The following is a 13,031-nucleotide window of genomic DNA, read 5'->3' on the forward strand; positions in this document are numbered from 1 at the left end:
AAATATAATTTTTAAAAAAGTTGAATTTTTTATAAATTTTATTATCATTTATTCATAAGCGAGACATAATTTGTTTCTAATTACTTAATTTTATTAAAAACCTCAAAATAATATATACTACCAAAAATTTTAACAGGAGATAATGCTGCTGTAACGCGTTCAATTTGTGAACGCGTAGGAATGAAAATTAAAGGAATTATTTCTGGTGAAGAGTTAGATAAATTAACTGATTATGAATTAAAACGTGCAGTTGAAATTAATAATGTTTTTGTCAAATTAAATCCAACCGAAAAATCACGAATTATTAGTTTGTTAAAAGCTAATAATCATGTTGTTTGTTTTATGGGTGATGGTATTAATGATGTACCAGTATTACGACAAAGTGATATTGCAATTTCAGTTAATAATGCAACTGATGTTGCTAAGGAAGCATCAGATATTATTTTATTAGAAAAATCATTAGATGTAATTGAACAAGGAATTGAACAAGGGCGTTTAACATTTGGAAATATTTTAAAGTATATTAAAATAACAATGGCATTACAATTTGCAGTCGTATTTGATCGCGTTGATAAAGATTTCTTATTGCAATCACAGCGTTGACGTACAAAAGGCATGTTATCATTTACTTTTGTTAACGGCCCAATTAGCAGTGTTTTTGATGTAATAACCTTTATTATTTTAGGGTATGGCTTTGGTGTTTTTAATGCATATAATGTTGATCCAACTTCAGCAGATGCTGCTTATCATGTTGCAATTTTTCAATCGGGTTGATTTATTGAAGGATTAATTACTCAAACAGTTGTAATGTTAATGTTTAGAACAAAACAAATTCCATTTATTCAATCAAAACCAACTTGACCAATTAATGTTGCGACAGGAATTGTTGTACTATTAGGATTCTTAATTCCATATGCATTGAACAATGTCTTTCCAATGACAGCGCCACCATTAGTATATATTCCAATTTTCTTGGGAATTATTGGAGCGTATTGTATCACTGCTCAATTATCAAAAGTTGCTTATATTAAAGTAACAAAAAGTTGATTATAAAATAATTTTAAAAAGAGGTAAAAGGAATGGTTGTGAAAAATAAACATTCCTTTTAATTTTAATAATTATTATTTTAATGTTAAAATAATAATTAGATTTATGTTAAAATTTTGATTATGAAATAATATACTAAGTATTATTTAAATTTTCATAGTTTTAAAAAAACAATAAAAATTAATAAGAATGATGAGGTGAAGTTATGCAGAAAAAAACAGTACAAAAATATGGATTTTTTATGTGCTTTTGTATGGTTGTTGGGACAGTTATTGGAACAGGAATCTTTTTTAAAAACGAAGGGGTGTATGGTTTAACTAATGGGAATGGAATTCTAGGTTTAATTGCTTGGATAATTGGTGGTCTAATGGCTCTTTCGTTTGGATTATCATTTATGGAAATTTCTTCAGCAAAACAAGATTCAAATTCAGGTATTGCTTTGTATGCAAAAATGTTCGGGGGAAAATGGTTTGGCCGCGTAGTGAGGAACGCTATGAACCATATTTATATTCCGTTAACAACTTTCACTGTTGCGTATTATACAACAAAAGCTTCAATCTGAGCCTTTGGTGGTGGTTTAATGGCAGAAATTGCATTTAGTGAAAAAGTTGGTGGTTATGCGAATTATCAATTAATTTTAACTAGTTTTTCAGTTATTTATACTGTCCTGTTAATTTATATTTGTACTTATTTAGAAAAAACAGGGAAATATATTCAAATGGTAACCGTTGTTTTAAAATTAATTCCATTAATTTTAGTTGGGTTAATTGGAATGTTCTTTTTTAACAATGACCCTAATGTATTAAGCAAAAGTGGTTTAGGTGATCTTGATAAATATAAATTAGTTCTTAATAAAACTGGATTTGAAATGATTTTAATGACTTTACCAGGGATTTTGTTTTCATTTGATGGTTTTTTATCAACAACATATATTCAAAAGGATGTTAAAAAACCAGAACGAAATATTCCATTAGCTTTAGTATTAGGATTAGCATCAGTAACAATTCTTTATTTACTTGTTTCAATTGGAACTTTAAATTTAGATGCTCGAGGAAGTGTTGCTGCTGCGGCTGGAAAAATTTTTAATAATCCTGTTGTTAATAAAATTTTTGAACGAATTATTTTCTTCTTTATTTTAATTAGTGCTTTTGGAACTTTAAATGGATATAGTTTTTCTTTAGTTAAACTAAGCCATTCCTCAATTGAAGATAATTTTATTATTGGTGCAAAGTTATGAAATAAAATTATGAAAAAATATAGTATTAATTTTGCAATTTTTTTAGCATCAGTTATGATTACACTAGTGTGAGGATTAATTATGGGAATTCCAACTATTTTTGCAAAAGAAACTTATAATTTTTATGATTTTATTAGCAATGCTGGTGTTGTGATGGCATTTCTGATGTATGGGACAATTATTGGCTTGCGAATATGAAATCGCTATCATCAACGGATTACAACAATTAAAAATTGATATTTTCTTCCAGCTGCAATTATTAGTGTTATTTGTATTATTGCTATTATTGGTTATAACATTTATTCATATTTTTTAAATGCTATTGTAATGCCAGAAAAAACTGACCCTATTTTAGCAATTGTATTATTACTGTTAATTTTAGTTTTGCCATGATTTGGAATATGAATGAAAGATAATGATACAATTAATAAAAAATTAACTATGCCAATGCAATTTAATGAGCAAGACTCTAAGAAAGATTTTAAAAAAAATTTAGTAGAAAGTTCAGAAACAAAAGAGAAGGATAAAACATAATTTTATTAAATGATGAGGATAGTTTATTAATTTTAGATTTTACTATTATATAAAGTAGTTTTAATTTAAAGTTATATTAAAAAAGAAAGAATATTTATTTAATAAAAAAACTAACTTTTTAAGGAAAAATAATAGGTTATGTAAGTTCGGATGATAATTTAGCAAGTTTAATGCAAATTTTTATAATTAGTTTATTAAAAATAAGAGTACTAAAAATTTTAATGTATTTTTATTTATTAATTAATTATGTTTTATTTAAATTATTTTCGCTATAATTAACATAAGGATAAAATTATGAGAGGTTTAGGTGAAATTATTTAAAAAGGATAAAAAATATTATTGATTTAGGAATTTTATTACTTTAAGTCTTATTTGATTTATAAAATGCTAATATATGTGTTAAAAGTCCTAAATTTATAATTTAGGTAAAAATATTTTTTAAGAAAGGGGTCTTGGGATGGCAAAAATAATAACTAAATTTAAGGGAAATAATAAAGAGTTTAAGGGACGAAAAAAAGAAATTGGTTTTTTAAAAACTGATGAGATTAAACAAATTTCCCAGTTTTCTCAAAGCGAAATTTTGGAACATTTTGAACTTAAGAATTTTGGTCTAACTTATGATGAAGCAGAAGAAATGGGTAAAAAATATGGCGATAATTCGCAAGAAAAAATGAAATTTCATTGATTTAAACATTTTTTAAAAGTATTGTTAAATCCTTTTAACATTGTTTTGGCTTTAATTGCGACCTATAATATAATTAGTTATTTTGCTTTAGGTGGTGATAGTTTTGAAGTTATTGGAGTTATTATTATTGCTATTATGATTATTATTAGTACTACAATTGCATATGTTCAAGATATACGTAGTTTTTTCGTCACGAAAAAACTAACAGATTTAGTTAGTAACACAATTACAGTAATTCGATTAGAAGATGATGAAAAAGTTTCTGAAGTGTCAGTTAAAAATAATACTAGTTTAATTCGAGAAGCAAAAGAATTAGAAATTCATGAATTAGTGCCAGGTGATTTAATTTATTTATCAAGTGGAGATATGGTTCCTGCTGATGTTCGTATATTATGAAGTAATGAACTTTTTATTAATCAATCAAGTTTAACTGGTGAATCATTACCTGTTGAAAAACATGCTAGTTATAATCGCCATAAAGCAAGTTTATTAGAATTAGAAAATATTTGTTATACGGGGACAAGTGTTGTTTCAGGGAGTGCAATTGCAGTTGTTATTGGTGTAGGACCAGAAACATATTATGCGACAATTTCAAAAACATTACAAGCTAAACCACCAGAAAATAGTTTTAATCGTGGAATTAAAAGAACAACCTGACTACTATTGTCGTTTATGTTTGTAATGGTACCAATTGTTTTTGTTATTAATGGAATTACAAAAAATGATTGGTTATCTGCCTTATTATTTGCTATTTCAGTTGCAGTTGGTTTAACGCCTGAAATGCTGTCAATGATTGTGACTTCTAATCTTGCACGTGGTGCAAGTCGAATGAGTAAAGCCAAAGTTGTTGTTAAAAAATTAGAAGCAATTCAAAATTTAGGAGCAATTGATATTTTATGTACGGATAAAACAGGAACATTAACAAATGATAAGATCGAATTGGTTGATTATCAGTTGTTAGATAATAAAAAAGATGATCGTTTATTAACATATTTATATTTAAATAGTTATTTTCAAACAGGATTAAAAAATCCTTTAGATAAAGCAATCATTCATTATATTGATAATCATCATTTATCTAGTTTTAAGGATGATTATCAAAAAATTGATGAAATTCCGTTTGATTTTAATCGACGGAAATTAACAGTTGTTGTTTCAGGGAAAGACAAGCATCATACTTTAATTTGCAAAGGGGCAATTGAAGAAATTATTAAAAATTGTACAAGAATTGAATATAAAGGAAAAGTTGAAAAAATAACAGAAGAACATTTACGAATGATTTTTGCAACAGCAGAGCGAATGAACAGTGAAGGACTAAGAGTTATTGGATTAGCATATAACCATGGCCATGATGCCGATACTTATTATTCAACAAAAGATGAGAAAAATTTAATTTTTTATGGTTTTGTTTCTTTTCTTGATAAACCAAAACCTTCTGCAGAAAAAATGATTCAATTATTGCGAAAAAACGGGGTACAGTTAAAAATTTTAACGGGGGATAATGAGCAAGTAACAAGAGCAATTTGTGATCGAGTTCATTTAAAAATTCGTGGTGTTATAACTGGCGATTATATTGAAAAATTAAGTGAATTTGAACTCCGTGATGTTGTTGAGCAAAATAATATTTTTGTTAAATTAAACCCATTACAAAAAGCAAAAATTATTACAGCTTTAAAACAAAACCAACATGTTGTTGGTTTTATGGGTGATGGAATTAATGATGCACCTGTTCTGCGCCAAAGTGATGTTGCAATATCTGTTGATAATGCAACTGATATTGCAAAAGAAGCATCAGATATTATTTTATTAGAAAAGTCCTTACTAGTTATGGAAAAGGGAATTATTCAAGGACGACAAACTTTTGGAAATATTTTAAAATATATTAAGATTACAATTGCTTCGAACTTTGGAAATGTTTTGAGTATTTTAATTGCTTCAGTATGATTACCATTTCATCCAATGATGCCAATTCAAATTTTATTTCAAAATTTATTATATGATGTATCCCAATTGGCAGTAGCATTTGATAAGGTTGATGTGGACTTTTTATCAAAACCACAAACTTGAACAACAAAGGATATTTTACCGTTTGTTTTTGTTAATGGACCTGTCTCCTCAATTTTTGATGTTTTAACTTTTGTTGTTATGGGGTATTATTTTGGGGTTCTTGCCAATCCGCAGCATATTACTGCTGAACAAATTACTTTATTTCAAACAGGTTGATTTGTTGAAGGATTAGTGACACAAACTTTAATTGTACAAATGTATCGAACAAGAAAAATTCCGTTCTTTCAATCAATGCCATCATGACAATTATTGGTATCCAGCATTGTCGTTATTTTGATTGGAATTACCTTGCCATTTACATTATTAGGACCAAAACTAAGTTTAGTACCATTACCTGCAATGTACTTTGCTTTCTTTACGGCATTAGTGATTGTATATTGTTTAATGAGTCAAGGAGTCAAAAATTTATATATTAAAATTTTTAAGCGATGACTATAGATTTACTTTTAGTAAATCTATTTTTAATACAAAATAAAAAAACATCTTGCAAAAGCAAGATGTTTAAAATTATTTTTTAAACAATTCAAATAATGTTTTAATCATTACTCCAGTTCCACGCCCATCTTTAGTATCGGCTGTTCCAGCGATATCTAAATGAATATATGGTTTTTCTTCTACAAATTCACATAAAAATGCAGCAGCAGTTGAACTACCAGCAAAGCGTGAACTTTCAGCATTTGTTAGATCAGCAATTGGTGTTTTACGCATTACAGCAGTATGTTCTTCTAAAATTGGCATTCTTCAAATTCCTTCATGGGCATTAGTAGCTGCTTGTGCAAATTGATCATATCAAGCATCATTATTAGTAAAAACACCAGTTAATCATTTTCCTAATGCTACTAGAATGGCACCAGTTAATGTTGAAGCTTCAATTAATTTATCCACATTTAATTTACGAATAGCATAAGTAATACCATCAGCTAGAACTAATCTTCCTTCAGCATCAGTATTATCAATTTGAACAGTTTTTCCGTTCATTGAAGTAATAACTGATTCAGTTAAAGTTGCTTTTCCTCCAATTCGATTTTCTGTTAAACAAGCCACGGCAGCAATATTTGTTTTAACTTGAGCTTTTGCTAAAGCTAATACTGTTGAACAAACAATAGCTGCTCCTGACATATCGAATTTCATTCCAGTTAATGCGTTTGATGGCTTCAAATTATATCCACCACTATCGAAGGTAATTCCTTTTCCTATTAAACCAACTTTTTCTTTTTTATTACTATTGCCTAAATATTCTAAGACAACAACTCGTGGTTCTAAATAGCTTCCAGCATTAACAGCTAAAAGTAAACCCATTTTTTCTTTTTCAATTTCTTTTTTATCTAAAACTGTTACTTTTAAATTTGGGATTCCTTTTGCCATTGCTGTAATTTTTTCAGCAAAAATTTCTGGATACATTAAATTTGGTGGTGTATCTTGTAACATACGAGCAAAATTAACAAATTCCATTTTAATTTGAATTTCTTTAAAAATAGCAGGCACTTTTTCACACTCATGAATTAAATTAATTGTATAAACTGGTTTTTCTTTTTTATCTGTTTTTAAATTATAATTATCATTTAAAGCATATAATGTTCCTTCAACTAGAGCTTTAAAAATATGACTATTTGCTTCAGCACCTTTTTTGAAAGTGTTAACATCAATGTTTAAACTATATTTAATTGTTTGCATAAAATTTTTTATAAAATCTTCAGCATTTTTAAAAGTTAATGCTTTTTCAAAATAAGCATAGATTGTTTTTTGCTCTGAAATTAAAGTTGTTGCACCGTTTTCTTGGACAACTAATGGATTAATTTCGTCGCCTTTAAAAACTGCTTTTAGTGTTAAATCTTGTTTTTTATCATTTAATAATACCATTATAAAATTCCTTCTTTCTATATAGATAATTATATACAAAATATTATAACATTATCTAGAATAACAATAAAAATATTTTGTTTTCCGTTATAATATAAAAAGATAAATTTAGAAGAAAGAGGAGAAAATAATGAAACGAAATGAAGCACCAGCACAATATAAATGAGATTTTAGTCATTTATATCCTAATCATGCGGCATGAAAAAAAGATTTAGCCAAAATTGTAAAAAAATTAGAAGAAATTATTACTTTTAAAGGAAAATTAAATCAAATAACTGTTTTTAAAAAATATATTTTTTTAGATGAAGAAATTGATTTAATTGCAAATAAAATGGGACAATATCTGAATATGGGTGATATTGACACAACTGATTTATCATATCAAGAATTAGCGGGAATTTATTCAAACACTTTAAGTCAAATTTCAAGTCAATTAGCTTTTGTTGCTCCAGAATTAAAAGCAATTGGTGAAAAAACAATTATGACATGAATTAAAGAAGATTCTGCCTTAAGTGCATATGAATATAGTTATCGTAAGTTTTTTAAAAATGCAAAGTATGTTTTATCAGAACGTGATGAAGAAATTTTAGCTTTAGTAACACGGTCACGAGGCGTAGCTTATGAATTATACGATTTATTAGCATATGCTGATAAAAAGCCAACTTTTATTGATTATCAAGGAACAAAAACAGAATTAACAAATAGTGTATATAGTGAAATTATGGAAAAATCTGATCCATTGGGGGAGCAAGAATTTCGAATTAAAACAGCACAATTGTTTTCTGAACATTTAGTTGATAAAAAACATTCTTTTGCACGAATTTATGAGGGAATTATTCAACATAGTGTTGAGTCTGTTAGTTTACGTGGTTATAAAAATACTTTACAAGCATCATTAAATAATGACGATGTATCTGAAGAAATTTATGCAAGTTTAATTAAATATGGTCGTGAAAATAGTCATTTATTTGTTCAATATAATGAGTTATTAAAAAAACATTTTAAATTTAAAAAGTTTTATTCAACTGATCGCAGTTTGAAATTAGTTACAAACATTGCATCATTAGATAAGAAATATACTGTTGAAGATGCAAAAAAAATGATACGTGAATCTTTACAACCATTAGGGAATGAATATTTAACACAATTAGAATTGGCTTGAAGTGATCACCGTATTGATTACTTTGAAGATACTAATAAACGTAGTGGTGCTTATTCATCTGGTGGTTCAGGAGTTGAACCAATTATTTTAATGAATTGAGATGATACAATTGGTTCAGTTAACACATTAGCACATGAAGCTGGTCATTCTGTTCACACATTATTAGCAGATTTAAACAATAAATATCCATTAAATAGTTATCCAATTATTTTAGCAGAGGTTGCTTCAACAGTTAATGAGCACTTATTATTTGATTATTTATATAAACATGCTGAGAGTAAAAAAGAAAAAATTTATTTATTACAAAATCGAATTGATGAAATTATGGCAACTTTCTTTCATCAAATTCATTTTGCTGATTTTGAATGAGCTGCACATAAAATGGTTGAAAATAATGAGCCCTTAGATGCTGATAAGTTAGCAAATCTTTTTGAACAAAAATCTAATGAATTTGGTTATACTGCTTTTGATAAACATGAGTTACAACAAAAATCATATAGTTGACCGCGAATTTTACATTTCTTTCATTCACCATATTATGTTTATAAATATGCAACATGTATTGTAGCATCTTTCAAACTTTATAATGATGTCATTAATGGCCATCCAGAATATTTATTAAACTTTTTAAAACAAGGTGGTCGTAAAGAACCATTAGCAATTTTAAAAGATATTGGAATTGATTATACTGATGCTAATGTTTATAATGGCTTAATTACAAAATTAACAGAAATGATTGATAATCTTACTCAATTATTAAATTAACATTAATTAAAAGAAAATTTTTTATATTGTAAATTGTAATATGAAGTGCAACAAATCAACTCAGAAAGGAGTTGATTTTTTATTGGAAAGGAAACATTATTTTATTTTGTGGCCGTATAAATTAATAGATTTATTGCACTTGGATTTACAATTTACATACTTAAAAATAAAAAATATTTTGTCAAATTATTTTTAAAATTATTTATTTAACCTACAAATAATTTGATAAAAATTAATTTTATTTTGTTTTTAATATTTTTTTATAAAATATTATCAATACTTTAAGCATTAAATTGATTATTAAATTTTAGAAAGGAAAAATAATATTAAAAAATGAAAAAATAATATAAGTAAAGAACATATTATTTGTGAAAAAATTGAATTAAAAACACCTGTAACTAAAGTTGAAGGTTTTGCAAGAATAAATTCTAATGAAAATGTATTATTTTGAACCAAAAAATTATTGCCTAAAAATAAATACTCATTATTTCAAATAAAAGGATTATTAAATAGTTATGAAGGATGAGCAGAAGGAACTAGTTTTGACTCACAAAATAGTAATGGTTGAATAAATTTATTTTCATTTGATTCTTCGGGTAAAATAGTATCAGGAATACCTTTAGTAAACAAGACAAAGTTAAAAAGAAAAAATATTGGTAATATTTGATATACAACTGCTGATAAAGAGACATATGCTATAGCATATGGTGAATTATTTTTAGATTTTGAATATGTTAATAATACTATTAATGTTAAACTAACAGCTAAAGCCACTGCTGCTAATTCAACCTTCTTGGGGTGAACTAAGACACAAACAAAATTTTACTTTAAAATTATAATTTCTTAATTATATTATTTAAAAGCAACTTATCAATTAAATTACAATGTGTTAATAAAACAAAATAAGGACTAAACATTTGAGATACTTTATAAAAGTATTTTAAAGTTTAGTTTTTTTCTTGGTCTATGATATTATAACCAAGGAATTAACTATGAAAATATTAAATCTATAATAAAAAAATGAAAGGAAAACATAAATGAAAAAAATATTATGTTTAATAAGTACAACAACAATTGCAATGAATGGGATGTCTCTTGCAGTTGCTAACAACTCATATGAACATATAACTAATAACAAACAATTAGAAAAAACAAAAATAAATCAAATTATTGGTTTAAATGAATATGATGATCAAAAATTAACAAAACCAGAAAAAACAATAGAAAAATTTGAAATAGTGCCTTCTTCAGCACGCGCTATTATGCAGTTAGAATTAGATAAAGAATTGGCGGTGTTAGTACCAAAAGTAATGCCTAAATTATTAACTGTAGACCAGCCTTCTTTTCAAAAAAATGTTCTTGAAAAATATTATAAATTTTTAGCACCAGATTTATTAAAGTTAACAATAACAACTAATACTTGAATGGAAATAGTTCTTTTATTTATGCTAAATTTAAAAGAAGATTTTATAATTAAATTAAAAAATGGAATTGCTAGTTTTCATAAAGAAGATTATAGTGCATGATGAAGCTCAATTACAGATAATGACATAAATTCTTTTGCTTATTTAATTTGAGAAAATTTTCCTTATTATTATTATTATTATTATAACTTATTTCTTAATTTAGAGTTTAATTATCAAGCTGTAAAAATTAATTCGTATTCTGGATATACATATTATTATTGTGATCAATAAAACCCTTGAAAATATAATCAGATTATTGGTGAAGCAACAGAGCTAAAAAATAATGAAGATAACTTTACCTTACAGCAAGAATTGAATACAGGTCTCCAAGAAAAATATAGATATGATAATGATCAATGTATTGGAAAAGACAATGTTGTTGAATGGTCAACAAGAACAAAAATTAAAATTAACAAGATTATTTGAGAAAGAATAAATACACTTTTTTTATTAATGATAAATATGATTTTATTAATAAATTAACAACCATATTTTCAGTCTTTCCTCCTTCATATAATGATTTTAAATATAAACTTAATTTAAAAGAGTTAAATTCTTTTGCTTATTTAATTTGAGAAAATTTTAGTTATTATTATAATAGTTCGTTAAGATTAAAAAATAATGAATCAATTCGAATAACTTCGTATATTGGATATGAAGATGGTTATTGACAACGTGATTATTTTAAATCTTACAATGAAATCGTGGATAGTAATAATGATATTGTTGAATGAAAAAAAATTAATGGAAGAAAGATACAAAATAGTCAAGTTAAAATAATAGCAAAAATACATGATGAATTTGGGAAAAAAAGACAAACAACAGAAAATCCGGATATGACTACTCCTTCAACGAGTGGTATGACACAATCCAATTTAAATGAAGAATTACCAAAATTGTTAACAATAGCAGTAAATAAGGCATTAGCTACAGAATCAAAACCTTCAACAAGTGGAACTTCTTCAGTTTTAAATAAAATTGATAATTATTTAGATGAGAAAGGAGCACAACAAGATAAAAACTCAAATGAATTTGAAGAGTCTATCCTTCCTTCAATAATAAGTGAGATTGATAAATATCTTGAGAGTCCCGAGGGTGAATGGGCATTATTAAAAAATGAAATTGAAAAAAATTTTAATAGAAGAGAAAGAATTGAGGCAGGATTAAAAAATGAAATTAATAACTACTTTCATAATAGACAAAGTGTTTCAACTTCATTGCGAGATACAATTAATCAATATTTTAGTAGTAAAGAAATAGCAAATAAAAGTCTTTGGAAAAAAATGTATAAAAATATGAAAAAACCATTTAAAACTATAAAAGAGCTAATTTCAAGAGTAAGTCAAGAATATGAACCAATGAGTTGTAGTCAAGAATATTTTTGTCAACATGAAGATATTGAAATTGAAGATGACATAACTCCATTATTACCAGTAAGAGATAATTTTATTTTAAAATTTATAATATTAGCTATAATTAGTGATATATTAGGTACTAGAACATTAAAAGATTTAAATTTGCTTTAAAAAATAATTTAAAATAATGATAAAAAATGCATCTCTTTTAAGATGCATTTTTTATTTAGGGAAAATTGATTATAATGATTTGCTTAGATTAATGTTATTTATAATTTACATATTTAATTAAATTTTTCCTAAAAATTTAAATAAGTTTAAATTCTATTTTTCGTGATAAAAATCATCTGCCATTATTGTCATAACCACTATTCTCTTTATTAGATTGGGGTCTAATAATTCAAAAAGCATATCCTAAACCATGATAACCAAAGTTTCAAATATTCGTACTTATCTCTTTAATATTTTTTATTTCTAATATCAAATATTTTTGATTTTTAATCCAATTAGCATTGTAAAATATGGAAGAATAACTTTTATAAACGTCTCAAAATGTTGATTTTTGTAATGACCTTTGATAACTATTAAAAAGAAACTCAAATATATACATGAAATCAATAATGTTATTTTTAAAATATGACAATAGGTGATTAAATAGGTATTGGTTTAGCTTAAAAACAAGATTACCATTATTATATGTTTCTAATTGATAATAATGTCAAAAATCCATTGTTACTTTCGCAAATTCTTCTAATTGTTGGTTAAATTGCGTTTTTAATATCGTGAAATAAATTTTTTCTTTTAAATTTATCTTAGATAAATTATTTTTAAATAATAAATTTTCAATCATAAA

General features: G+C 25.7%; 8 protein-coding genes and 1 pseudogene. 7 read left to right on the top strand and 2 right to left on the bottom strand.

Annotation, left to right across the window (positions count from 1 at the left end; genetic code table 4):
• Positions 1 to 123 precede the first annotated feature (123 nt).
• From C6B38_RS08540 to mgtA, 3 genes and pseudogenes are all read left to right on the top strand, one after another.
• Positions 124 to 1,053 (top strand): annotated as a pseudogene (locus tag C6B38_RS08540) (HAD-IC family P-type ATPase); the annotation flags it as partial.
• Positions 1,054 to 1,252: 199 nt separating this feature from the next.
• Positions 1,253 to 2,818, top strand: a complete 1,566-nt coding sequence (locus C6B38_RS08545) for an APC family permease (RefSeq protein WP_105299306.1) — start codon at positions 1,253 to 1,255, stop codon at positions 2,816 to 2,818.
• Between the two features lie 457 nt (positions 2,819 to 3,275).
• On the top strand, positions 3,276 to 6,008 hold the full coding sequence (gene mgtA, locus C6B38_RS08550) for a magnesium-translocating P-type ATPase (protein ID WP_105299307.1): 2,733 nt from the start codon (positions 3,276 to 3,278) through the stop codon (positions 6,006 to 6,008).
• 69 nt (positions 6,009 to 6,077) lie between these two features.
• On the opposite strand, the gene C6B38_RS08555 is transcribed toward mgtA, so the two are convergent.
• On the bottom strand, positions 6,078 to 7,430 hold the full coding sequence (locus C6B38_RS08555; protein WP_105299308.1) for a M17 family metallopeptidase: 1,353 nt from the start codon (positions 7,428 to 7,430) through the stop codon (positions 6,078 to 6,080).
• A gap of 130 nt (positions 7,431 to 7,560) precedes the next feature.
• Here C6B38_RS08555 and pepF point away from each other — a divergent pair, with 130 nt between their 5' ends.
• From pepF to C6B38_RS11650, 4 genes are all read left to right on the top strand, one after another.
• Complete coding sequence (pepF, locus tag C6B38_RS08560) at positions 7,561 to 9,357, top strand: oligoendopeptidase F (RefSeq protein ID WP_105299309.1); 1,797 nt, start codon at positions 7,561 to 7,563, stop codon at positions 9,355 to 9,357.
• 463 nt (positions 9,358 to 9,820) lie between these two features.
• The gene (locus tag C6B38_RS08565; protein ID WP_233485710.1) at positions 9,821 to 10,204 is read left to right on the top strand and encodes a hypothetical protein; all 384 of its coding nucleotides are present in this window, start codon (positions 9,821 to 9,823) and stop codon (positions 10,202 to 10,204) included.
• Between the two features lie 190 nt (positions 10,205 to 10,394).
• On the top strand, positions 10,395 to 11,054 hold the full coding sequence (locus C6B38_RS11645; protein WP_233485711.1) for a hypothetical protein: 660 nt from the start codon (positions 10,395 to 10,397) through the stop codon (positions 11,052 to 11,054).
• A 191-nt stretch (positions 11,055 to 11,245) separates the two neighbouring features.
• Positions 11,246 to 12,349: a hypothetical protein gene (locus C6B38_RS11650; RefSeq protein WP_233485712.1), complete on the top strand. Its 1,104-nt coding sequence runs from the start codon at positions 11,246 to 11,248 to the stop codon at positions 12,347 to 12,349.
• A 136-nt stretch (positions 12,350 to 12,485) separates the two neighbouring features.
• Here the strand turns inward: C6B38_RS11650 and C6B38_RS08575 are convergent, their stop codons facing one another.
• Entirely contained in the window at positions 12,486 to 13,028 is a 543-nt protein-coding gene (locus C6B38_RS08575) for a hypothetical protein (protein ID WP_105299310.1), read from the bottom strand.
• Positions 13,029 to 13,031: the final 3 nt, after the last annotated feature.

This window comes from Spiroplasma sp. ChiS (assembly GCF_002968355.1).
Taxonomy (GTDB): Bacteria; Bacillota_I; Bacilli_A; order Mycoplasmatales; family Mycoplasmataceae; genus Spiroplasma; species Spiroplasma citri.